Origin of the sequence: Achromobacter sp. NPDC058515, assembly GCF_042721735.1 — a bacterium.
In the GTDB taxonomy this organism is placed as follows: Bacteria; Pseudomonadota; Gammaproteobacteria; order Burkholderiales; family Burkholderiaceae_B; genus Achromobacter.
The window spans coordinates 34,278-56,703 of sequence record NZ_JBHXNI010000012.1 but is presented as its reverse complement, the minus strand read 5'-3'; the positions used below and the strand labels follow the sequence as shown (position 1 = coordinate 56,703).

Here is a 22,426-nt window from a genome sequence, read left to right as displayed (position 1 = left end):
TCAATATCCTTCCTCGACCTGGGCCGTCACCAGCACCAGCGTCGTCAGGCGTTCGGAGGCGGCGCTGTCCAGGCCGCCGGCGAGCAGCGGCATCCCTGGCGCAAGCCGTTGGCGATCATGCTGATCCTGGTTGCGGTCAAAGCCGGAAACGATGATGGGCTGACCGGGGCGCAGTTCGATCTGCTGCACGGTGCCGCTGCCGTCGATCGTGATCTGCTGGACCTGGACCTGGTTGGCGCTCTCTCCGAAGGTGATGGTCTTCAAGGGTTGCGCGACCGCGTTGTCATAGGCGATGGACAACAGGATCTGGCCGTCTTCCTGGATGTCCGGCAACAAAGTCAGGAAGGAACCCACTGTTTCTTCCTTCTGGCTGATGGACACCGCCGGCAGCGACCCGTTGGCGCCGCTGGACGTTGCGCCGGGGACCGCGGTGCTTTGCACCCGGTCGATGTAAGAGAACGTGGTCCTGACGGCATGCGTGACAGGCCGGCGGTTCAGCGTCAGGACCGGGATCTTGCTGTGCCGCACGACCGCGCCCATGGCGCTGAGGGCGGAAACGATGGCTTGCGAACCCTGGAACGGCCCCCTGCCCGCGGCCGCCTGGAGCAGCCCCGCGCCGGCGCCGGATGCCCCGGGCAGGGCGAGCCGCGCGGTTGCGCCAGCGGCGGCGTACAGGGCGGTCCAGTCGATGCCGCCCGAGGCTTCGCTGTTGGCGATGAGGGTGATTTCCTCGAACACGAGGCGAACACGGCGGGTCAGCGCCTTGTTCTCGCGTTCGAGGTAGCGCGCTACGCGGTCCAGCGCATCCGGCGTATCGGTCACGACCAGCGTGGTGGCGCCGTCCACCGGGTCTCCGATGACGCCCGAGCGCGTCAGGAAAGGCAGGATGTTGGCGCGCAGGATGGCCAGCGCGTTGTGCTCGCCCGCGGACAGGGAAGTATTGGAGGTGCTTTCGAACCCCTCGCCTTCCGCGCTGCCCGAGCGGCCCAGCCGCACGTCGACCTTGCTGGCCAGCGACAGCGCCCGCAAGTCGAACACGCGCGTCTCGGTTCGATAGAACTCCAGCGCATTGTGTTCGTAGCGCCAATAAACCGAAAAGCGCGCTGCCAGCGCATCCAGCAGGTCGGCAAGCGGTTGCGGACCGGACCGCACCTCGATGCGCGCGGGCGCGGAAAGGGACAGCGAACCGCTGATGGCCAGCCGCGGCAGGAACAGATCCTGCGGCAGCAAGGCATCGGGACGCACCCGCACCGCGATGCCTGTCGCGGCGGTCAGGCGCTGGGCCAGCGCGGGCAGATCGGCGTCGTCCGCAAGCATCATGGTGGTTTGCACGTTTTCCCGAAGCGCGGGCGGCAGCAGGACCTCGCGCGCCAGGGGCTGCGGTTTGCCCGCCAGCCATGGCGCCGCCACATCCTGCGCATCGATGCGCGCCTGGCGGTCCGACAGGCCATCGGCGAAGGCCTGATGGCGGGCCGCCGCGTCGGCATGCCGGCCGCTGGCCGCGCGGCGCAGGTCCGAGACCTGCTGCGATACCGCGCATCCTCCCAGCACGCAGGACAGGGCGGCCGACAAAAGCAGTCTGGGCTTCATGCCGCGGCTCCTTGCGAAACAGTCATGCGCGAGCAGGATTGGGCAATGGGCACGACGCGCAGCACGCGGTTGCCATAGAAGCAGGGTTGCAGGGGCCTATCCGCGAGTTCGGTGGCGCCGAGCAGCCCGCGCACGGCCGACTTGAAGTCGCCGGAGAATTCAGCGGTGGCGGACAGCGGAATATCCACGTCGACCGCCCAATGCTGGGGCTGGAAGGTCCATCCCGCCATGTCAGCCCAACGCGCCAGCACGGCCCGCAGCGTGGCGTCCGGCGGCGCGGCGCGGTACAGGGCAGCCGGCGCGGCGGCAGGCGCGTGCGCAACGGCTGCGTCCATTGGCGCCCTGGGCGCCGGGCTGCCGCCCGCGGCCAAGGCGCCGGCGGGCGGCAGCGCCGGCGATTCCGGCTCCGGCGATTCAGGCGCCGCCGCCAGGCCCGGCGAAACCGCTTGCGCCCGCTGCGCCTTCGCCGCCAGCCGCCCCCCGCGAAACGCCAGGCCTTTCCATGGGCCGGCGACCACCACGTACGGATCGCGGCGCACGTATGGCAAGGCGCGTTCGCCATCGCTGCCCACGCCGAAGATCGCGGGCAGGGCTTGGCCCGGCGCGAATTGCAGCCAGGTTTCGCGGCCGTCGTCGAACACCTGCATGGGCGCGACGGCGGGATCGCCGGACAATTGCCAGTCGAAGCGAAAGCCCTGCGCGGACGGGTTCCCGGCCTGCCAGGAAGACCCGCCCAGGCCTTGTCCGGCCCCAGTACATGCGCTCAGGCAGGACAGCCCCGCCATCAGGAAGAAGATTCGCACCATGCCTCACCGCAAGCAAAAGGCGCATCGGAAGCGATACGCATGAGCGGCATGGTGGATGAGCGCGGGTGGCCCCGCCAGACTGGCATGTACGCATGGATGGATTGATCCACGCTGCCCGCGCCGGATCGGCGGGCAAGAAAAAGCCCGGTCGGAAGACCGGGCTTTTCGCGCAAGAGCGCGGGGTTTCGCGTCAGCGGCGACGCGTCATTCCGTTGCCATCAGCGTTGCGAAGCAATGCTGCGCGCTTGCGAGGCGGCATTGTTCAGCGCGGCCACCGGCGGCACCTTGCCTTCGAAGGCATCGGTGAGCTCCTTGTTCAGCACGGGCTCGATGCGGTCGTAGTTGGCCATGCGGAAACCGCGGCTGTTCGCGACGGGCTTGGCGCTCATGGAGGCGATCAGCGTCTGGGCGCCAGGGATGCGGTTATAGAACGACACGTCGGACGCGCGGAAAGCGGCCTCGGTCAGCGGCAGATAGCCGGTGCGCTGATGCCATTCGGCGGCGACGACCGGCTTGGACAGCCAGGCCAGGAAGTTCGCGGTAGCCTTTTCCTGGGCCTGGGGATGGCCGTCAAGCGCCCACAGGGCCGAACCGCTCACGAAGGGCTTGCCGCCCTCCTTGGTGGCCTGGTCGTAGTAAGGCAGGGGCGCCACGCCGAAGGACAGCGACTTGGTGGCCAGGAACTGGCCAAACGCGCCCGAGTTGGCCGTCAGCACCGCGCATTCGCCCTTGGCGAACAGCTTGTCGCTGGCGTTGTCGCCCGAGTACGCCGTGAACAGCAGCGAACGCTTCCAGCTCACCATCAGCGAGATGTGGCGCATGTAGAGCGTGTCGAACTGCATGGCGGGCGCGGCCGACTTCTTGCTGACGGCGTCCAGGCCATTGTTGTTGCTGGTGAACAGCTGGTTGTTGATCGGGGCCAGGTTCTCGAGGTGGACCGCGACCTGGTCGCTGGAGGCGTAGGGGCAATCGATGTCGGCCACGTCGCGCAGCTTCAGGAGTTCCGCCTGCAGGGCGGTCCAGGTGCGGGCGGGCTTGTTGGGATCGAGGCCGGCCTTCTTGTAGGCGGCGGTGTTGTAGAACATCACCGGCACTTCAGCCATCCACGGGAAGGCCAGCAGGCGACCCTTGCTGTCGCGCGTGAAGCTGCTGGTGGCGGGAATGAACCAGTTCAGGTCCTTGATCGGGTACTTGGCCAGCAGCTGGTAAAGCGGGAGCACAGCCTTGTGCTGGGCCACGACTTCGGGCGAGTGGTTGTCATTGAGCTGCAGCAGGTTCGGGCCCTTCTTGGCCTTGACCGCGGACACGGCCTCTTGCTCCAGGGCGTTGGACGACGCAAAGCCGCGCAGCGTGACGCGGACCTCGTCCTGTTCCTTGTTGTATTGCTTGGCGAGCTTTTCGAACTCGGCCTTGTTTGCGTCGGACAGCGTGTGCCAGACCTGTATCTCCACGGCAGCGGCATTCGCCGCGCCTGCCATCGCCATGGCGACGCCAAATACCCATGCGCGCCGGCTGGCGAACATCGCGCGGGCTACGCCCGCCAATTGCAGTTTCTTCATAGGTTCACAGACCAAGAAAAGGGAATTCCGGTTCTGGCCGCCGTCCACTGAGCAGATCGGCCAATGCCCGGCCCGAGCCAACACCCATCGTCCAGCCAAGCGTACCGTGTCCCGTATTGATATACAAATTGGGGATGCGGCTGCGGCCGATGATGGGCACGTTCGAGGGGGTGGACGGGCGCAAGCCCGACCAATAGCTGACGCGCTCGAAATCGAGCGCGTCGGGAAAGAGTTCGCGCGCCAGGCGCGTCAAGGCTTCGCAGCGGCCGGTATTCAGGCTGCGGGAGTAGCCGGACAGCTCGGCCGTGCCGGCCATGCGCAGGCGGTCGCCCAGGCGCGAAAAGACGATCTTGTGGCTGCTGTCCGTCAGGCTGACCGTCGGCGTGGCGGCGGGATTCAAGACCGGGAACGTCGCCGAATAGCCCTTGGCCGGATAGACGTTGCACGGAACGCCAAGGGGACGCAACAGCGCGGGGCTGAAGCTGCCCATCGCCACGACATAGGCGTCGGCCGCCAAGGTGGTGTACTGGCCGTCGGGCTGGATGAGCTCCACGCCCTGCACGGTGCCGCCGGTGGTGAGCAGGCGCGTGGCGCGCGTGCTGTAGCGGAACTCGACGCCCGCGCGGGCGCAGCGTTCGGCCAGCGCGACGGTGAACAGATGCACATCCCCGCTTTCGTCCTCGGGCGTGTAGTCGCCCCCGACGATGGTCCGGCGATGCGGCGCCAAGGCGGGTTCGATCGCGATGACCTCGTCCGCGGAAACCACGCGGCGCTCGACGCCGAAATCGCGCATCAGGCCGGCGGCGCGCTGCGAGTTTTCGAATTCGTGCGGATCGCGGTAGAAATTCAGGATGCCGCGCTCGAGGTGGTCGTACTGGATGCCCAATTCGGAACGCATGCCGCGCAGGGTGGCGCGGCTGTATTCCGCCAGGCGGACCATGGCGCGGATATTCGGAGCCAGGCGGCCGGGCAGGCACTCGCGCAGGAACGCCAGGCCCCACATCCACTGGCGCCAGTCCAGCTGAGGACGGAACAGCAGCGGAGCGTCGTCCTGGAACATCCATTTCAGCAGCTTGAGCGGCGCTTGCGGGTTGGCCCAGGGTTCGGCATAGGACACGGAGATCTGCGCGCCGTTGGCCAGGCTGGTTTCCTGCGCGGGACCGGTGCAGCGATCTATGACCACGACGTCGTGGCCGGCCTGGCTTAGCCACCAGGCGCTGGAGATGCCGATAATGCCGCTACCCAATACCGCTACTTTCATGCCCGCATTGCTCCTTGCGCACCAGTTCCGTTCGCGGACCCGATGTCCGCGCCCCCTGGCAAGCCGCCGCCAAAGCAGTTTACCCCGCCGCTTTGCCGCCGCCTAAGTAATAAAAAGGGGCGGAAGTCACAGACCTTTTCAGGTTCATGGGTTCCGCCCCTTCCGCTCATCTCATGTTACTTACGACGCGGCTTTCGCCAGGTCGGCTTCGGACGTGAAGGCGTCCGCGTAGAACTCTTCTGGCGGCAATCCGTTCTGGGTGCTGAACTCGCGCCGCGCCGCGTCCACCATCAATGGCGTGCCGCAGGCATAGACCTGATGGCCCGAGAGATCGGCGATGTCGTTCATGACGGCTTCGTGGACAAAGCCGGTGCGGCCGGCCCAGCCGTCTTCCTGCAGGGCATTGGACACCACGGGCACATAGCTGAAATTCGGCAGCAGGCCGGACCAGGATTGCGCCAGCGCATCCATGTACAGGTCTTGCGGACGGCGGCCGCCCCAGTAAAGGACAACCGGACGGCTGATGTTCTTGTGGATCATGTGCTCGACGATCGCCTTGACCGGGGCGAAGCCCGTGCCGCTGGCCAGCAGCACGATAGGCTTGTCGCTGTCTTCACGCAGGAAGAACGAGCCGAACGGCCCTTCCAGGCGCAGGATCTCGCGCTCTTTCATCTGCGTGTCGCCCGCGCCGAAGACGTGGTCGGTGAACAGGCCGCCGGGCATGTGGCGGATGTGCAGTTCCAGCGGGCTGCCGGTATGCGGCGCGCCCGCCATGGAATAGCTCCGGCGGCGGCCATCCTTCAGGATGACTTCGACATACTGGCCCGCGTAGTAGCGGAACTGCTCGGAAGCCGGCAGTTGCAGCTTGAGCACCGTGACGTCCGGCGCCACGCGCTCCAGCGTCTGCACGCGCGACGGCAGCTTGCGGATCTGGATATCGCTGGCCAGCCGGACCTCGGTGGATTCGACCACCAGGTCGGACTCGGGCCGCGCCTGGCAAAACAGCGTGTAGCCGTCCGCCAGTTCCTCGGGCGAGAGAATCTGCGCGGGGTACTGGCCGGCGTCGAACTCCCCGGACACCACTTTGCCCTTGCAGGTGGAGCACGCGCCGTTGCGACAGCTGTAAGGCAACACGATGCCCGCGGCCAGGGCGGCGTCGAGCACGGTCTGGCCGGGCTCGACCGGGAATTGATGCTTGCTGGGTTGGATGATGACCTGGAAGCTCATGATGAAACGGTTCAGGGTTGACGGAGCGCTATCCGGCACGGCCGGCATGGCGCTCCGCCCGGCCCGGCGTCAAGCCGGGAACTTGCGGATTTCCTTGACGCGATTCGCGTCGTCCACCAGCACCACTTGCGGCTTGTGCGTGGCCGAATCGGCTTCGGACATCGGGCCGTAGGTGCAGATGATCAACAGATCGCCCACCTGGGCCCGGCGCGCGGCCGCGCCGTTCAAGGAGATGGCGCCGCTGCCGCGGGCCGCCTTGATGATGTAGGTGTCGAAACGTTCGCCATTGGTGACGTTGTAGAGTTCGATGCGTTCGAACTCGCGCATGCCGGCAGCGTCCAGCAAGTCTTCGTCGATGCCGCAAGATCCTTCGTAGTGGAGGTCGGCTTCGGTGACCGTGACGCGGTGCAGCTTTGCCCGCAGCATGATGCGTTGCATAAAAATATCCTGGTTTCGCGGCCCGGAACGCGAAGTGTTGCAGAGTTGATGCCCGGCACCCGGTTTTGCCGTCGGAAGCCGGTATTCTATAATTTTTGCCGCAACGGGACGGCCCGTTGATGCGCGCGGCCAAGCGACCGGCGCTTTTCATCCGGGGACGACCCCTGTCTGCCGGCGCAATGCCGGCAATGCAAGCTTAGGAGTCGTGCATGACCTGGATCATCCTGGTATTGGCTGGCCTGTTTGAAATCGTCTGGGCCGTCGGCCTGAAGTACACCAACGGATTCACCCGCCTGTGGCCGTCCCTCATTACCGTGGGCGGCATGATCATCAGCTTCTGGCTGCTGGCCGTCGCCATGAAAACCCTTCCCCTGGGCACCGCCTACGCGGTGTGGGTGGGCATCGGCACGATCGGCGCCTTCGTGGCCGGCATCATGCTGTTCGGCGAATCGACCAGCTGGATGCGCATCGCCAGCGTCGCGCTGATCGTGCTGGGCCTGGTCGGCCTGAAGCTGTCCACGGCGTAAGGCGCCAGACGGGGCGGCGGGTCAGAAATCCAGTTCGATCTCGACCGCGTCGCCCACCTTCAGGCGCGCCCCCGCCGGCGCGTCCAGGATGGCGTTCTGTCCGAACACCACGCCGATATCCAGATTGCGGTAGCCCGACAGCGTGCGGCCCGGTTCGTCGTACTGCCGCGCGGTGCGCTGGTCAATGTCGGGAATCGAGCAGCGGGTGCACGGCTTGACGAACGCCATCCGCACGTCGCCCGCCGTGATCATGGCGGTATGGTCTTCCTCGAAGGCCTCCCATTCGCCCTGGACCACGATGTTCGGCCGGAACCGGTCCATCGGCACCGGCGCCGCGCCCTTGGCCTGCAAGCGCGCGTTCAGGTCGTCCAGCGATGCCTGGTTGGCCACCAGCAGCGGAAAACCGTCGGCAAAGCCAAAATAGTGATCCCCCACGAATGCGTCCGCCAGATCGGGATGCGCGTCGACCCAGCGCGAAACCCAATCCGGCTTGGCCGTCCGTTGCGCCGCCGCATCCACCTTGAGCAGCCGGCACGGCGTCTTGAGGAATTCCGTAAGCCATTGCCCCGCAGCCGCGCTTTCGCGCCGCGCGGAAATGGTGTCGCTCCATACGGCCACGGTTTCCGCCCCCGGCTCCAGCCCGGAACCATCCAGGGCTACATCCAGGTCCGCCATGCCGGGCGCGGACAGGCGCAGCGCATCGGCGGCGAGCGCCGTGCGGATCAGCGCCATGGCCGGCCATTGGCGCTGGGTCATGAACTTGCCGTCGGCGCCGATCACCATCCAGCGGCGGTCGTGAGCCAGGCCGGCGCGGTCGATGGGCGATTCGTTCAGGTCGATGCCCGCGCAGGATTTGACGGGATAGATGTGCAGGCTGAGGATACGGGCGGACATGGCGGCGAAGGCTCAACGTTACGGGTGCCGAGAATATAACAAGCGCAGCCCGGTGTCGCGCAAAAAACCCGGGGCGGGCCCGGGCTTGGTCTGGACAGTCTGCCGGCTTAACCGCCAACCAGCTTCAAGGCGTCCAGCGGCGTCACCGCCTTGAACCCCTTGCGCGTCGCGATATGCTCGGGACGCGGGTTCAGGCCGTACTTGGGCGGGTTCAAGGTGTTCTCCATGCTGTTGTAGACCATGAAGACATTCGCGCGCGGCCACGGCGAGATATTGCTGTTGGAGCCGTGCATCGTGTTGCAGTCGAAGAACACCACCGAGCCGGCCTTGGCCGTCATGGAGCGGATGCCGCCCTGCTCCACCAGCAGCTGCAGGCTGACCGGATCCGGCACGCCGTACTCCTGCTTCTTCAGCGATTGCTTGTAGTGCTCGTTCGGAGTCTCGCCGACGCACGAAATGAACTGCCGGTGCGATCCGGGAACCAGCATCAAGGGACCGTTGCAATCGTTGTTGTCGGTCAGCAGCACCGAGCAGCTCAATGCGCGCATCGAGGGCATGCCGTCCTCGACATGCCAGGTTTCAAAGTCGGAGTGCCAGTAGAACTCCTTGCCCTTGAAGCCCGGCTTCATATTGGCGCGCGACTGATGGATATACACCTCGGAGCCGAGGATCTGCCGCGCCACGTTGACCAGCCGGGGATCGCGCACCAGGCGGGCCAGCATGGGATTGAGCACATGCACCATGAAGATGGAGCGCACGGCGTTGCTGCCGGGCTCGGTGATGGACTCTTCGCGCCGGATGATGGACGGATCGCGCGTCATGCGCTCGACCTCGGCGGACAGCGCGCGGATCTCGGCTTCCGAGAACAGGTTTTCCAGCAGGAGAAAACCGTCGCGCTCATATTGCCCGACTTGCTCGCCGCTCAAGGCGCCGGCGTACTTGCCGTCCTCGTAGACCACCGGATCCTGGCGGGAGATGATAGCGGAACTTCGGTCCGTACGGGAGGCGTACGGATCCTGTGCAGGTGAGATCATGCGAACCTCCTTGGTTTCAGGCCGCGACGGCTTCGGGCAAGGCGTACACGCCTTCCTTGTCGTGGACTTCCTGGCCGGTCAGCGGCGGATTGAAGACGCAGATGACGCGCAGCGGCTCCTTGCCGCCGCACAGCCAATGCTCGTCGTTTTCGTTCAGGGCGTAGACCACGCCGGGCCCCAGGTCGTACTTCTTGCCGTCGGCGATGGTCTCGATCGAACCGTCGCCTTCGATGCACCACACCGCCTCAAGATGGTTCTTGTAGTGGATGTGCGTGCGTCCGCCCGGGAAGATGGTGGTCTCGTGGAAGGAGAAGCCCATGCCGTCCTTCTTCAGCAGCACGCGGCGGCTGACCCAGGTGTCGGTGCGGACTTCGTCGGCCGTGCCGATCACATCTTTGACATTGCGTACGATCATTGACGTTTTCCTCCAAATTTCAGAATGCGGGCGGACTGCCCCTCGTCAGCCAGCGCTTCGGCCACGCTGGCCTCGATCAGATCCAGGCCCTTGGCCAGCAGGTCTTCCTCGATCGTCAGCGCGGGCAGCAGCTTGAGCACTTCGTCGTGCGCGCCCGAGGTTTCGATTACGACGCCCTTCTTGAACGCGCATTGCGAGATGCGGTTTGCAAGCGCCGGCGTGGTGTTGGCCACCAGGCCCTGGATCAGGCCGCGGCCGCGCGCCGACAGGCCGGCATTGGGATAGCTGTGCACCAGGTTCTCCAGCCAGTCGCCCACCAGGCGCTCCTTGCGCTGGATCTCGGCGGTGAAGGCCGTGTTGGTCCAGTAGGTTTCCAGCGCCTGGGTTGCGGTGACGAAAGCCAGGTTGTTGCCGCGGAACGTGCCGCTATGGGCGCCCGGCTTCCAGATGTCCAGCTCGGGCTTCATCAGCACCAGCGACATGGGCAGGCCGAAGCCGGACAGCGATTTCGACAGCGTGATGATGTCCGGGCGGATGCCGGCGGTCTCGAAGCTGAAGAACGTGCCGGTGCGGCCGCAGCCGACCTGGATGTCGTCCACGATCAGCAGCATGTCGTGGCGCTTGCACAGCTTTTCCAGCTCTTTGAGCCAGCGCAGCGTGGCCACGTTGACGCCGCCTTCGCCCTGCACCGTTTCCACGATGACCGCGGCCGGCTTGTCCATGCCGCTGCTGGGGTCCTCCAGCATGCGCTCAAGGTAGGACATGGTGTCCACGTCCGGACCGAAGTATCCGTCGTAGGGCATGAAGGTGGTGTTGCCCAGCGCGTAGCCGGCGGCGTCGCGGAACTTCATGTTGGCCGTCGCGGCGAGCGAGCCGCCGCTCACGCCATGAAAGCCATGCGTGAAGGAAATCACATTGGGGCGACCCTTCACCTGGCGCGCGATCTTCAGCGCGGCTTCCACGGCGTTGGTGCCGGTCGGACCCGTGAACTGCAGGGTGTATTGCCAGTTGCGCGGCTTGAGCAGCACGCGATCCACCGTCTCCAGGAAACGCTTCTTCGCGCTGGTGGCCATATCCAGTCCGTGGACGACGCCGTCCGACTGCACATACTCCAGCAGCTTTTCCTTGAGAACAGGATTGTTGTGGCCGTAGTTCAGCGTGCCTGCGCCGCTGAAGAAATCGATGTATTCGGTGCCGTCCTCATCAATGAGGGTCGAGCCCCGAGCCTGGCTGAATATCACGGGAAACGACCGGATGTAGCCCCGCACTTCCGACTCCATACGGTCAAAGATTTTCAAGTCCATATGATCAATCCTCCCTTTCATCTCATAAGTTGACGGACGGCCAGCTCCCCTCCGGGTGCGGGATGCGCATCCGGATCGGGGTGAACCATCCCGGTAATCGATAAGACCGTCAGGCCTGCGCCGTCCCTAAGGGACCGGCAAGGCGAGCGGACCTATCCTCAACAGCATCTCGTCGTCATGGTCCGCGCCGCCAAAGAGTTGCCGGTCGAAGAACGGCTGTTCGGAGACGTGGGCGCCTGTCTCGCCGGCCAGGCCGGCGAAAGTGCGGCGCGATGCCTGGTTGTCAGGCCCCACCGTGGTTTCAAGATAGCGGACATGCTCGAGCCCCTTGCGTCGCAAGAGCTCCCGGAGCATGGCGCGGCCCAACCGATGGCCGCGTGCGCGGGCGTGCACCGCGACCTGCCAGACGAACAGGACGTCGGGCCGGGCCGGGATCACATAAGCGGAGATAAAGCCGTTGATACGTCCACCGGCGCTTTCGGCCAGGACGCAGGTGTCGCGAGAGTGCTCGCACAGGAGCAGGTACGCGTAGAGGGAATTCAGGTCGAGCGGCGGGCACTCGGAAATGAGGCGGTGGATGGCGGCGCCGTCTTTGCGGTCGGGCAGACGCATGGTATGGGTCTGCGCGCTGACCGCCGGCGCCACGGCACTTGAGAGTATTGGGGAGTCCAGTTCGTTTTTCTTCATGCGACGATTCCCGATTCTGGGGGTGCCCCGCCCGTGGGCACTTCAAGGATGGGCGACGACACGTCGCCATGCGTGTCGACTGCGGCCTGGCCATCCTGTTCCATGAGCGCGACGATGCGCTCCAGGGACAGCGTGATGGTGGCCTGTTCCAATTCCGGCAAGGCATTGAGCGCGTCGGCCAGATGCTTTTGCAGCGGCGACGGCGCGCCTTGCGCCAATTCCCGCCCGGCGTCCGTGGCGGTGACAAACACGATGCGGCGGTCTTCGCGGCCCCGCTCGCGGCGGATCAAAGCCTTGTCTTCCAGGCGATCCAGGATGCCGACCACCGTGCTGGGGCTGACGTGCATCTCGCGGCTGATGGCCGTGGCCGTCATGGGCCCGTTGGCCATTACCGTGCGCAGGCACATCAGCTGGGGCGCGGTGATATGGCTGACCGCCGACAACTGGCGCGAGTGCAGTGCGATCGAACGCGTGATGCGGCGCAAGGCTCGCAAAATGCGCAGGTCGTACTGCTGGGCGGGATCAGATTTCGCGGCTTCGGTCATGGTTGAAATAGGTTGGGTCAAATTCATTTCTACACGAATGATATGCGACCGATCTATTCGAGTCAAACAAAAACCCCTGGGCACGATGTAAATAAATGAACACCGATTTGCAGAAGATAAATGCACTATGGCTGGACTTGATGCTTGGCCGTGGGGCGCCGCTTTATCGGGGACGGGGCTACTGGTGGAAGCCCCTATAAAAAACATATGTTTTTTTTAATTCGTCGTATTTATCATATGTTTTCTTACATATTGCCCTGCCCGACATGCCAATGCCGTCCGACCTCCTTCTGACCCTGCAGGAAAAGCTGGATCAGCTGCCGCCGGAACTGCAGCGCGCGGCGCATTGGGTCGTGGCCCATCCCGCCGAAGTCGGCCTCTGGTCGATGCGGCGGCAGGCGCAGACCCTGGGCGTGGCGCCCGCCACCATGCTGCGTCTGGCGCGCGCGGTCGGCTACGCCAGCTACGAGGGGTTCCGCCAGCCCTTCCAGCAGGCGCTGGCCGGGCACAGCCGGCCGGGGCTGCGCGACCGCGCCGCCGCCTTGCAGGCCGCGGCGGGCGAACCCGCCGCGCCCGGGCATGACGTGCTGACCGACTACCAGATCCAGGCCATGGGCTCCGTGTGCGCGCTGAATCCCCCTTCGGCCTTCGACGCGGCCGTGCAGACTTTGCTGGATGCCCGCCAGGTCGGCTTCCTGGGGACGCGCTCGGCCTTCGGCATTGCGTTCCAGATGCGTTATGCGTACCAACTGGTGCGCCGCAACAGCGTCCTGATCGACGGCATGGGCGGCGCGCCCGCCGAGCAGGCCGACAACCTGGAGGCGGGCGACGCGCTGATCGTCATCTCGCAGGCGCCCTACCCGACCGCCACCGTCCAGCTCGCCCGCCAGGCCGCCCAGCGCGGCGTGGCGCTGATTGCGCTGACCGACGACCCGCTGTCGCCGCTGGCCGTCGACGCCCGCCACACGCTGCGCTTTGCGCCGCCCGACCGGGACGGCGTGCAGGCGCGGCCCGCGCGCCAGGGGCCCGGTTCGTTCTTCCACACCACCGCCGGCCTGCTGGGGCTGGCCGAACATCTGATCGCGCGCCTGACCGCGCGCGGCGGCGACGAGGTGCTGAACCGCCTGACCGAGGTGGAACAGCGCCTGCGCGCCGACAACATCTATTGGACCGGCGCCAGCCCGCGCCGGCCGGGCTGACGCCCGCCCCTGCCCGCATCCGCCTTCAACCCCTGCTACACGGAAACAGCATGAGCCAGACCCACGTCCTGCATCGTTCTCTACGCCAGACGCCTCCCGTCGCCGTACGCGGCCAGGGCGTGTGGATCCACGACAGCGCCGGCCGCGCATACCTAGACGGTTCGGGCGGCGCCGCGGTGTCCTGCCTGGGGCACAACCACCCCGACATCCAGGCCGCCATGCATGCGCAGATCGACGCGCTGGCCTATGCCCACACCAGCTTCTTCACCACCGAGGTCGCCGAACAGCTGGCCGACCGGCTGGTGGCCGATGCGCCGGCGGGCACCTCGCACGCCTACTTCGTGTCGGGCGGCTCCGAAGCGGTGGAGGCCGCCTTGAAGATGGCGCGGCAGTATTTCGTGGAGATCGGCCAGCCGCAGCGCCGCCACATCGTCGCGCGCAGGCAGAGCTATCACGGCAACACGCTGGGCGCGCTGGCGGTGGGCGGCAACGCCTGGCGCCGCGCGCAGTTCGCCCCGCTGCTGATCGAAGTCGAGCACGTCTCGCCCTGCTACGCCTACCGCGACCAGCGCGAAAACGAGAACGCCGAGCAATATGGCGAACGCCTGGCCCGGGAACTGGAGCAGACGTTCGAGCGGCTGGGGCCCGACACCGTGATGGCCTTCGTGGCCGAGCCCGTGGTGGGCGCCACCTTGGGCGCCGTCACCGCCGCGCCCGGCTATTTCCGCCGGATCCGCGAGATATGCGACCGCCACGGCGTCCTGCTCATCGCCGACGAAGTCATGTGCGGCATGGGCCGCACCGGCACCTTGTACGCGGTGGAGCAGGAGGGCGTGGCGCCCGACCTGATCACGATCGCCAAGGGCCTGGGCGGGGGCTATCAGCCCATCGGCGCCGTGATGGCGCAACAGCGCATCGTGGACGCCATGCAGCAGGGCAGCGGCTTTTTCCAACATGGCCACACCTACCTCGGCCACGCCATCGCCTGCGCGGCGTCGCTCGCCGTCCAGGACGTGATCCGCCGCGACAAGCTGCTGGAACGCGTGCGCATTCAGGGCGAGGGCCTGCGCCAGCGCCTGGAACAGGCGCTGGGCAATCATCCGCACGTGGGCGACATCCGCGGGCGCGGCCTCTTCATGGGCGTGGAGCTGGTGCGGGACCGCGGCACCAAGCAGACCTTCGACCCCGCCCACTCGCTGCATGCGCGGATCAAGCGCGAAGCCATGGCGCGCGGCCTGATGGTCTATCCGATGGGCGGCACCATCGACGGCCGCCAGGGCGACCACGTGCTGCTCGCGCCCCCCTTCATCATTTCCGACGACGAACTGGACCAATTGACCGAGCGGCTGGCCGGCGCCATCGACGCCGGCATTGCCCAGGCTGGCGGCTAGGGCCGCCAGCGCGCGCGGCGGGGGGATCCGCCGCGCGCCGCCCGCCGACAGCGGGCACGTGATGATTCAGCACAGGGCAACCCGCGGCTCGCGGGGCTGCCAACCGCCGGCAGAGACCGGCAATATCACGGGGAAAACCCCCAAAAGGAGTTTGCATGACCACGTCCGTCAAACACACCTTGGGCCATCGCAATGCCTGGACGCTCGCCGCGGCAGGCTTGGCCACGGCATTGCTGTCCGCGGCGCCGGCTCCTGCCGCCGCCCAACAGAAGTTCGTCAGTATCGGCACCGGCGGCGTCACCGGCGTCTACTATGCCGCCGGCGGCGCCATCTGCCGCCTCGTCAACAAGGACCGCGCCACCCATGGCATCCGCTGTTCGGTCGAGTCGACCGGCGGCTCGGTCTTCAACGCCAACACCATCAAGGCCGGCGAGCTCGACCTGGGTGTCGTGCAGTCCGACGTAGGCTTCAATGCCTTCAACGGCCAGGGCCAGTTCAAGCAGGCGGGCCCCTACCCCAAGCTGCGCTCGGTCTTCTCCATCCATCCCGAGCCGTTCACGGTGGTGGCGCGCAAGGACGCCAATATCAAGGGCTTCGAGGACTTCAAGGGCAAGCGGTTCAACGTCGGCAACCCGGGCTCGGGCACGCGCGCCTCGATGGAAGAGCTGCTGGCCACGATGAACTGGACGCTCAAGGACTTCTCGCTGGCCTCCGAGCTGCGTCCCGACGAGCATGGCTCCGCGCTGTGCGACGGCAAGATCGACGGCTTTTTCTATGGCGTCGGCCACCCGTCGGCCAACATCCAGGACCCCACCACCAGCTGCGGCGCCAAGCTCGTGCCGCTGACCGGCCCCGCCGTGGACAAGCTGGTGGAAAAGTACCCCTACTACGCCCACGCCACGATTCCCGCCGGGCTGTATCCGGGCAATGCGGCGGAGACCAAGACCTACGGCGTCACCGCCACCTTCGTCACGTCGGCGGACGTGCCGGACGCCACGGTCTACACCGTGGTCAAGGCCGTGTTCGACAACTTTGACGACTTCAAGAAGCTGCACCCCGCCTTCGCCAACCTGAAGGCGGCCGACATGGTGAAGAACGGCCTGTCGGCGCCGCTGCATCCGGGCGCCGAGAAGTACTTCAAGGAAAAGGGCCTGCTCTAAACCCGCTGGCCAGGCACGCCCGGCGAACGGGGCACGCGCCCCGTCCCGGACGGCTGCCTCTTGCGCGCCCATTTCCGCGCACAAGGGTTCATCGCGCGCCGCACCACCGGCGCGCGCCACGATACGCAGGGGAATTTCATGACAAAAGAGTCGCACACGCCGACCGCGGACCTGGAACAGCTCGTCGCCGAGGCTGACCGCGGCGGCCGCGACGTCCGCGGCATCGCCGGCGCCACGCTGGCGGCGGGCGCGCTGGTCTGGTCCTTCTTCCAGCTCTGGTACGCCTCGCCGATGCCGTTCGCGCTGAACTGGGGCATATTCAACGACACCGAAGCACGGGCGCTGCACCTGGGCATCGCCATGTTCCTGGGCTACCTGGCCTATCCGGCCAGCAAGCGGTCGGCGCGCGACCGCATGCCCTGGTACGACTGGCTGCTGGCCCTGGCCGCGGGCTTTTGCGGCAGCTATCTGTACCTGTTCTATAACGAACTGGCGGGGCGGCCCGGACAGCCCACGCCGATGGACGTGTGGACCTCGCTCATCGGCCTGGCGCTGCTGCTGGAAGTGACGCGCCGCGCGCTCGGCCTGCCCATGACCGTGCTGGGCCTGGTGTTCGTCGCCTACGCGCTGGCGGGCCCCTGGCTGCCGGATGTGCTGGCGCACCGCGGCGCGTCGCTGGAACGCCTGATGTCGCACATGTGGCTGACCACCGAGGGCGTGTACGGCGTCGCGCTAGGGGTGTCGGTGTCGTACATCTTCATCTTCGTGCTGCTGGGCTCGCTGCTGGACAAGTGCGGCGCGGGCAACTACATGATGCAGGTGTCGTTCGCGCTGCTGGGCCACCTGCGCGGCGGGCCAGCCAAGGTGGCCGTCGTGTCCTCGGCCGTCAACGGCCTGGTGTCGGCCTCATCGGTGGCCAACGTGGTGACGGGCGGCATCTTCACGATCCCGCTCATGAAAAAGGCCGGCTATGGCGGCGTGCGCGCGGGCGCCATTGAAACGGCGTCCTCGGTCAACGGGCAGATCATGCCGCCCGTCATGGGAGCCGCCGCGTTCCTGATGATCGAGTATGTGGGCATCCCCTACACCGACATCATCCGCCACGCCATCCTGCCCGCCGCCATCTCCTACATCGCGCTCTTCTATATCGTCCACCTGGAAGCGCTCAAGCTGGGCATCCAGCCCATGATGGCCTCCGGCCCCACGCGCACGCCGCTGCAGAAGCTGGCCGGCTGGGGCATGGGCATCAGCGGCACGCTGCTCGTGATGGGCGCGGTGTACTGGATCGGCACCGGCGTGCAGGCGCTGGCCGGGGCCGCGGCGACCTGGGTGCTGCTGGCCATCCTGGCCGTCCTGTACCTGTGGCTCCTGCGCGTGGCCGCCCGCCACCCGGACCTGCCGCAGGACATCGACATCAACCATCCCGTGCGCCCGCAGCCCTGGCCCACGGTGCGCGCCGGCCTGTACTTCCTGATCCCGATCGGCATCCTGGTCTGGTGCCTGAGCGTCGAGGAGCTGTCGGCCGGCCTGTCGGCGTTCTGGGCGGCGATGGCGATGCTGTTCCAGATGGTCACGCAGCGCCCGCTCATCGCGTGGTTCCGCAAGCAGCCGGCGGCCTGCGCCTGGCGCCAGGGGTGGCGCGACGCCATCGGCGGACTGCAGGACGGGGCGCGGAACATGATCGGCATCGCCATCGCCTGCGGCACCGCAGGGCTGATCGTCGGCGCCATCACGCTGACGGGGCTGGGCCTGCGCATGACCGCCTTCGTCGAGCTCGTCTCGATGGGCAATGTGCTGCTCATGCTGATCTTCACTGCGGTGGTCTGCCTGATCCTCGGACTGGGCATGCCCACGACCGCCAACTACATCCTGATGGCCACGCTGATGGCGCCCGTCGTGGTGGAGCTGGGCGCGCAGAACGGCCTGGTCATCCCGCTGATCGCCGTGCACATGTTCGTGTTCTATTACGGCATCATGGCCGACATCACCCCGCCCGTGGGCCTGGCCACCTTCGCGGCCGCCGCCATATCGGGCGAGGACCCGATCAAGACGGGCATCCAGGGCGTCACCTACGCGGCGCGCACGGCCATCCTGCCGTTCATGTTCGTGTTCAATCCGATGCTGCTGCTGATCGACGTGAACTACGGCTGGGAGCTGGCGATGGTGGTGGGAGGCGCCACGCTCGCGTCGCTGACCTTCGCGGCGGCCACCATGAAGTGGTTTCGCGTGCGCTGCACGCTGGCCGAAGTGGTGGTGCTGCTGCTGGTTACGTTCATGCTGTTCAGGCCCGACTGGTTCATGGACCATTTTGCCCCCAGCCACGAAAACCGGCCGGCTTCCGACATGCTTGCCACCGCCGCCGCGCTGCCCGACAACGGCCGGCTGACCGTGGTGCTGCGGGGCATCAACCTGGAAGGCGACGAACTGACCAAGACGGTCGCGGTCGCCCTGCCCGCGCTGGAAACGCAAGCCGCCGCGCCGGACGCCGGGCGCAAGCGCCTGGCCGAGGCCGGGGTGACGCTGATGAGCCTGGGAGACCAGATGCAGATCGGCGGCGTGCGCTTTGGCAGCCGCGCCCAGCGGGCAGGCTGGGAACAAGGCTGGGACGTGGTGAATGTGAAGGCGCCCAATCCGCATCGCTGGTCGGATTTCTGGGTGTACGTGCCCGCGCTGCTGCTGTTGGCAGGCATATGGGTGCGCCAGGGACGGCGCGACGGCGGCGCCCCGGCCGGCCGGCTGCGCGCCCGCGCCGCGTAGTCAGTCCGCCTGCGCGCGCCGCCAGGCCGGCCAGGCGCCGATGGTGAGCGCGCGCAGGAACCATTCCACCGGCCCATACGCATGGCTGCGCAGCCACCATGCGGACAGCGGCAACTGCGCCGCGAAGATCGCGACCGCGATGCAGAACGCGGCCAGCGGGGACACGGACGCAAACAGCCGCAGCCCCCAGCCGGTGAACAGAAAGGCGCACACGACGGACTGCATCAGGTAGTTGGTCAGCGCCATCCGCCCCGCCGGCGCCAGCCACGCGCCGGCGCGGCCGCCCGCCCGGGTGCGCAGCGCCAGCAGGAACGCCGCGGCGTAGGACATGCTCAAGAGCGGCGCGGTCAGCAGGTCCGCCGCCAGGCCGGGCAGCTCCCAGGCAGCGCCCACCCAGGGCAATGACGTGGTCGCGTAGACCGCCGATCCGGCCAGCCCCGGCAAGAGTCCCAGGGCGCACAGCAGCCACAGCGCGCGCGGGTGGCGCCAGGGGTCCGCCAGCGCATTGCGCCGCCCCAGGGCATAGCCGGCCAGGAACATGGCAAGGACGAACGGGCCCTGCACGAACAGCACCATGAACCAGATGGTCTCGGTCAGTTCCTTGATGTGCTGGGCAATGGTGGAGCCGATGGTGCCGCGGTAGGCCTCGATCGAGGCCAGCGCGTCGGCCTTGTACTGCGCCGCATAGCCGGCCTGGACCGGCTCAAGAAAGCTCAGCGCGCCCAGGATCGCCCATATCGACGCGGCCAGCACGATCAGCCACAGCGCGCCGCGCAGCGCCCGCCGGGGATCCATGCGCCGGCACAGCAGCAAGGCCAGGCCCAGCAACGCGTAGGTGACCAGGATATCGCCCTGGTAGAACAGCACCGCGTGCGCCAGGCCCAATGCGGCCAGCCCGGCAAGCCGGCGCAGAAAGCGCGGCGCGAAGGCGGCCTGGCTGCGTTCGGCCGCCGCCATCTGCAGGGTGAAGCTGTAGCCGAACAGGAAGGAGAACAGCAGGTAGAACTTGGTCTCGAACAGCCAGGCGATCAGCCAGTTCACGGTCAGGTCCAGGGGCCGCGAGTACACCGGGTCGGGCACGCCCGCGCCGTAGAAAGGCGACGAGAACACGCCGATATTGACCACCAGGATGCCGAACAGCGCAAAACCGCGCAGCGCGTCCACCTGCGCGAGGCGTTCGCGGGCGTCGATTGCGGCAGTCAAGCGCGGCCCCTCGGACCGGCCCGGCGGCGCTGCGGGCGCGCGCCGCCAGAAGCGCCGTCCTGGGTGCCGTGCGTCAACCCAGCACCGGAGAGAGCAGCGGCTGCTTGGGCCGCACGTCCAGCGCCCGCCCCTTGCGCGCCCGCTTGCCCACATAGAGCGCCAGCGCCTCGCCCGCCAGGATGTCCTCGGTGAGCTTGTTGCGGTAGATGCCGGTGGCGCGCAAGCCGCGCGCGCCGATCGGCACGGTCTGGTCCAGCTTGTCCGCCCCGTCCAGCCCCATCAGGATGGTGCCGCGCCCGCCGCCGGACAGCGACTTGACCTCGTCCAGGCCGAACACCAGGAACTTGCCCTTGTGCGACAGCAGCGCCAGTTGCGTGGCGCCCTCGAACAGCGGCACCGGACGCAGCAGTTCGTCGCCCTCCTCCAGCGTGATGAACTGCTTGCCCCCGCGCTGGCGGCTGGTCATGTCGGACAGCTTGGCCGCGAAGCCGTAGCCGCCGCGCGTGGCCAGCAGCCAGCGGCTGTCGGCCGACGCCGCGATCGTGTGGACGATGCGCGTGCCGGACTCCAGGTCGATCATGGTGGTGACCGGCTGGCCATCGCCGCGCGCCGACGGCAACCCGGCCACCGGCACCGAATAGACGCGACCGTTGTCGCCCACCGCGATCAGCGTGTCGGTGGTGCGGCACTCGAAGGCGCCGTACAGGTCGTCGCCCTGCTTGAAGCCGAATTGCGCGGCGTCATGGCCGTGGCCCTGGCGGGCGCGCAGCCAGCCCTTCTGCGACACCACCACGGTGACGGGTTCGTCCAGCACCTTGGTTTCCAGCACGGCGCGTTCGGCCGTTTCGATCAGCGTGCGGCGGTCGTCGCCAAACTGCTTGGCGTCGGCCTCGATTTCCTTGATCAGCAGCCGCTTGAGCGTCGTGGGGTTGTCCAGCAGCTCTTGCAGGCCTATTTGATCCTTGCGCTTGTCGGCCAGTTCCTGTTCGATCTTGAATCCCTCCAGGCGGGCAAGCTGGCGCAGGCGCATTTCCAGGATGTCCTCGGCCTGGCGCTCGGACAGGCTGAAACGCTCCATCAGCGCGGCGCGCGGCTCGTCGGATTCGCGGATGGTCTGGATCACTTCATCCACGTTCAGGTAGACCAGCATGCGGCCTTCCAGCACATGGATGCGGTCGATGACCTTGTCCAGGCGGAAGCGCGTGCGGCGCACCACGGTATTGGTGCGGAACGCCAGCCACTCGACCAGCACGTCGCGCAGGCCCTTCTGGCGCGGACGGCCGTCGGTGCCGATGCACACCAGGTTGATGGACGAGCTGCCTTCCATGCTGGTCTGCGCCAGCAGCGTGTTGACGAACTCGTCGCGGTCCACGCGCGAGGTCTTCGGTTCGAAGACCAGGCGCACCGCGGCATCCTTGCCGGACTCGTCGCGCACGGCGTCCAGCAGGTTCAGCATGACGGCCTTGGCCTGCGTCTGCTCGGGCGTCAGGCTCTTCTTGCCGGCCTTGACCTTGGGATTGGTGATTTCCTCGATCTCTTCCAGCACTTTCTGGCCGGACGTGCCGGGCGGCAGCTCGGTGACCACCAACTGCCACTGGCCGCGCGCCATTTCCTCGAACTGCCAGCGAGCGCGCACCTTCAGCGAGCCGCGGCCCACGCGGTAGATCTGGGCGATGTCGGCCGCCGGGGTGATGATCTGGCCCCCGCCTGCGAAGTCGGGCCCGGGAATCATCGCGTGCAGTTCGGCATCCGGCAGCTGAGGCTGCTTGATCAGCGCCACGCAGGCCTGGGCCACTTCCCGCAGGTTGTGCGACGGGATCTCGGTGGCCATGCCGACCGCGATGCCCGAGGCACCGTTGAGCAGCATGACGGGCAGGCGCGCCGGCAGCATCTGCGGCTCTTGCTGGCTGCCGTCGTAGTTGGGCACGAAATCCACGGTGCCCTCGTCCAGCTCGTCCAGCAACAGCTTGGCGATGGGCGTCAGGCGGGCTTCCGTGTATCGCATGGCTGCGGCGTTGTCGCCATCGCGCGAGCCGAAGTTGCCCTGGCCGTCGATCAGCGGATAGCGCAGGGAAAAATCCTGCGCCATGCGCACCATGGCGTCATAGGCGGCCTGGTCGCCGTGCGGATGGTATTTGCCCAGCACGTCGCCCACGACGCGCGCGGACTTCACGGGCTTGGCGCCCGCGGCCAGCCCCATCGCCTGCATGGCGAACAGGATGCGGCGCTGCACGGGCTTCTGCCCGTCGCCCACATCGGGCAAGGCGCGGCCGCGCACCACGGAAACCGCGTAGTCCAGATAGGCCTGTTCCGCGTAGCGCGCCAGCGTGATGGCGGCGTTGCCGTCGCCATCGCCATCGGGCGGGGTAGAGTCGAACAAGCCGGGTTGATTGCTGTCGGTCATGATGTATTCAGGTAGACAAATTCAT

The 22,426-nt window shown here is 66.9% G+C and carries 19 protein-coding genes; 5 read left to right on the top strand and 14 right to left on the bottom strand.

Features of this window, described 5'->3' with window-relative positions:
* From ACFWP0_RS20245 to panD, 6 genes are all read right to left on the bottom strand, one after another.
* On the bottom strand, window positions 1-1,590 hold the full coding sequence (locus tag ACFWP0_RS20245; protein ID WP_377845026.1) for a hypothetical protein: 1,590 nt from the start codon (window positions 1,588-1,590) through the stop codon (window positions 1-3).
* Window positions 1,587-2,396, bottom strand: a complete 810-nt coding sequence (locus ACFWP0_RS20240) for a TcpQ domain-containing protein (RefSeq protein ID WP_377845024.1) — start codon at window positions 2,394-2,396, stop codon at window positions 1,587-1,589. The genes ACFWP0_RS20245 and ACFWP0_RS20240 overlap by 4 nt, the downstream gene beginning before the upstream one ends.
* 218 nt (window positions 2,397-2,614) lie before the next feature.
* Entirely contained in the window at window positions 2,615-3,955 is a 1,341-nt protein-coding gene (locus tag ACFWP0_RS20235) for an extracellular solute-binding protein (RefSeq protein ID WP_377845022.1), read from the bottom strand.
* Between the two features lie 4 nt (window positions 3,956-3,959).
* Window positions 3,960-5,216, bottom strand: coding sequence for a D-amino acid dehydrogenase (locus ACFWP0_RS20230; protein WP_377845021.1), 1,257 nt, complete (start codon window positions 5,214-5,216; stop codon window positions 3,960-3,962).
* A gap of 180 nt (window positions 5,217-5,396) precedes the next feature.
* Window positions 5,397-6,443, bottom strand: a complete 1,047-nt coding sequence (locus tag ACFWP0_RS20225) for a CDP-6-deoxy-delta-3,4-glucoseen reductase (protein ID WP_377845222.1) — start codon at window positions 6,441-6,443, stop codon at window positions 5,397-5,399.
* A gap of 69 nt (window positions 6,444-6,512) precedes the next feature.
* On the bottom strand, window positions 6,513-6,881 hold the full coding sequence (gene panD / locus ACFWP0_RS20220) for an aspartate 1-decarboxylase (RefSeq protein WP_006224022.1): 369 nt from the start codon (window positions 6,879-6,881) through the stop codon (window positions 6,513-6,515).
* Window positions 6,882-7,090: 209 nt separating this feature from the next.
* Between panD and sugE the strand changes: the two genes are divergently transcribed.
* Entirely contained in the window at window positions 7,091-7,408 is a 318-nt protein-coding gene (sugE, locus tag ACFWP0_RS20215) for a quaternary ammonium compound efflux SMR transporter SugE (protein ID WP_377845019.1), read from the top strand.
* Between the two features lie 21 nt (window positions 7,409-7,429).
* Here sugE and ACFWP0_RS20210 read toward each other — a convergent pair whose 3' ends face one another.
* The 6 genes from ACFWP0_RS20210 to ACFWP0_RS20185 form a co-directional block, all read right to left on the bottom strand.
* Window positions 7,430-8,302, bottom strand: coding sequence for an MOSC domain-containing protein (locus ACFWP0_RS20210; RefSeq protein WP_377845017.1), 873 nt, complete (start codon window positions 8,300-8,302; stop codon window positions 7,430-7,432).
* A 107-nt stretch (window positions 8,303-8,409) separates the two neighbouring features.
* Window positions 8,410-9,336, bottom strand: a complete 927-nt coding sequence (gene thpD, locus ACFWP0_RS20205) for an ectoine hydroxylase (protein ID WP_377845015.1) — start codon at window positions 9,334-9,336, stop codon at window positions 8,410-8,412.
* A gap of 16 nt (window positions 9,337-9,352) precedes the next feature.
* Complete coding sequence (locus tag ACFWP0_RS20200; protein ID WP_057283782.1) at window positions 9,353-9,751, bottom strand: ectoine synthase; 399 nt, start codon at window positions 9,749-9,751, stop codon at window positions 9,353-9,355.
* Window positions 9,748-11,055 carry a diaminobutyrate--2-oxoglutarate transaminase gene (gene ectB, locus ACFWP0_RS20195; protein WP_377845014.1) on the bottom strand — a complete coding sequence of 436 codons (1,308 nt, stop codon included), beginning with the start codon at window positions 11,053-11,055 and terminating at the stop codon, window positions 9,748-9,750. Before ectB ends, ACFWP0_RS20200 begins: the two co-directional genes overlap by 4 nt.
* Window positions 11,056-11,181: 126 nt before the next feature.
* On the bottom strand, window positions 11,182-11,742 hold the full coding sequence (ectA, locus tag ACFWP0_RS20190) for a diaminobutyrate acetyltransferase (RefSeq protein ID WP_377845012.1): 561 nt from the start codon (window positions 11,740-11,742) through the stop codon (window positions 11,182-11,184).
* Window positions 11,739-12,287 (bottom strand): MarR family winged helix-turn-helix transcriptional regulator, encoded by a 549-nt coding sequence (locus ACFWP0_RS20185; protein WP_377845010.1) that lies wholly within the window; start codon window positions 12,285-12,287, stop codon window positions 11,739-11,741. The genes ectA and ACFWP0_RS20185 overlap by 4 nt, the downstream gene beginning before the upstream one ends.
* Before the next feature lie 266 nt (window positions 12,288-12,553).
* Between ACFWP0_RS20185 and ACFWP0_RS20180 the strand changes: the two genes are divergently transcribed.
* From ACFWP0_RS20180 to ACFWP0_RS20165, 4 genes are all read left to right on the top strand, one after another.
* Window positions 12,554-13,486, top strand: coding sequence for a MurR/RpiR family transcriptional regulator (locus ACFWP0_RS20180; protein WP_377845008.1), 933 nt, complete (start codon window positions 12,554-12,556; stop codon window positions 13,484-13,486).
* Window positions 13,487-13,536: 50 nt separating this feature from the next.
* Window positions 13,537-14,877 (top strand): aspartate aminotransferase family protein, encoded by a 1,341-nt coding sequence (locus tag ACFWP0_RS20175; RefSeq protein ID WP_377845006.1) that lies wholly within the window; start codon window positions 13,537-13,539, stop codon window positions 14,875-14,877.
* 155 nt (window positions 14,878-15,032) lie between these two features.
* Window positions 15,033-16,037, top strand: a complete 1,005-nt coding sequence (locus ACFWP0_RS20170; RefSeq protein ID WP_377845004.1) for a TAXI family TRAP transporter solute-binding subunit — start codon at window positions 15,033-15,035, stop codon at window positions 16,035-16,037.
* A gap of 138 nt (window positions 16,038-16,175) precedes the next feature.
* Window positions 16,176-18,794, top strand: coding sequence for a TRAP transporter permease (locus tag ACFWP0_RS20165; RefSeq protein ID WP_377845002.1), 2,619 nt, complete (start codon window positions 16,176-16,178; stop codon window positions 18,792-18,794).
* Here the strand turns inward: ACFWP0_RS20165 and ACFWP0_RS20160 are convergent, their stop codons facing one another.
* Both ACFWP0_RS20160 and parC read right to left on the bottom strand, forming a co-directional pair.
* A complete protein-coding gene (locus tag ACFWP0_RS20160; RefSeq protein ID WP_377845001.1) occupies window positions 18,795-19,997 on the bottom strand; it encodes a DUF418 domain-containing protein in 1,203 nt (400 codons plus the stop codon).
* Between the two features lie 73 nt (window positions 19,998-20,070).
* On the bottom strand, window positions 20,071-22,401 hold the full coding sequence (gene parC / locus ACFWP0_RS20155) for a DNA topoisomerase IV subunit A (RefSeq protein WP_377844999.1): 2,331 nt from the start codon (window positions 22,399-22,401) through the stop codon (window positions 20,071-20,073).
* Window positions 22,402-22,426: the final 25 nt, after the last annotated feature.

Coding starts and splice junctions, on each gene's coding strand:
- parC (WP_377844999.1), bottom strand. CDS start 22,401: ATGACCGACAGCAATCAACCCGGCTTGTTCGACTCTACCCCGCCCGAT.
- ACFWP0_RS20225 (WP_377845222.1), bottom strand. CDS start 6,443: ATGAGCTTCCAGGTCATCATCCAACCCAGCAAGCATCAATTCCCGGTC.
- ectB (WP_377845014.1), bottom strand. CDS start 11,055: ATGGACTTGAAAATCTTTGACCGTATGGAGTCGGAAGTGCGGGGCTAC.
- ACFWP0_RS20200 (WP_057283782.1), bottom strand. CDS start 9,751: ATGATCGTACGCAATGTCAAAGATGTGATCGGCACGGCCGACGAAGTC.
- ACFWP0_RS20180 (WP_377845008.1), top strand. CDS start 12,554: ATGCCAATGCCGTCCGACCTCCTTCTGACCCTGCAGGAAAAGCTGGAT.
- sugE (WP_377845019.1), top strand. CDS start 7,091: ATGACCTGGATCATCCTGGTATTGGCTGGCCTGTTTGAAATCGTCTGG.
- panD (WP_006224022.1), bottom strand. CDS start 6,881: ATGCAACGCATCATGCTGCGGGCAAAGCTGCACCGCGTCACGGTCACC.
- ACFWP0_RS20165 (WP_377845002.1), top strand. CDS start 16,176: ATGACAAAAGAGTCGCACACGCCGACCGCGGACCTGGAACAGCTCGTC.
- ACFWP0_RS20170 (WP_377845004.1), top strand. CDS start 15,033: ATGACCACGTCCGTCAAACACACCTTGGGCCATCGCAATGCCTGGACG.
- ACFWP0_RS20175 (WP_377845006.1), top strand. CDS start 13,537: ATGAGCCAGACCCACGTCCTGCATCGTTCTCTACGCCAGACGCCTCCC.
- ACFWP0_RS20210 (WP_377845017.1), bottom strand. CDS start 8,302: ATGTCCGCCCGTATCCTCAGCCTGCACATCTATCCCGTCAAATCCTGC.
- thpD (WP_377845015.1), bottom strand. CDS start 9,336: ATGATCTCACCTGCACAGGATCCGTACGCCTCCCGTACGGACCGAAGT.
- ectA (WP_377845012.1), bottom strand. CDS start 11,742: ATGAAGAAAAACGAACTGGACTCCCCAATACTCTCAAGTGCCGTGGCG.
- ACFWP0_RS20185 (WP_377845010.1), bottom strand. CDS start 12,287: ATGACCGAAGCCGCGAAATCTGATCCCGCCCAGCAGTACGACCTGCGC.
- ACFWP0_RS20230 (WP_377845021.1), bottom strand. CDS start 5,216: ATGAAAGTAGCGGTATTGGGTAGCGGCATTATCGGCATCTCCAGCGCC.
- ACFWP0_RS20245 (WP_377845026.1), bottom strand. CDS start 1,590: ATGAAGCCCAGACTGCTTTTGTCGGCCGCCCTGTCCTGCGTGCTGGGA.
- ACFWP0_RS20240 (WP_377845024.1), bottom strand. CDS start 2,396: ATGGTGCGAATCTTCTTCCTGATGGCGGGGCTGTCCTGCCTGAGCGCA.
- ACFWP0_RS20235 (WP_377845022.1), bottom strand. CDS start 3,955: ATGAAGAAACTGCAATTGGCGGGCGTAGCCCGCGCGATGTTCGCCAGC.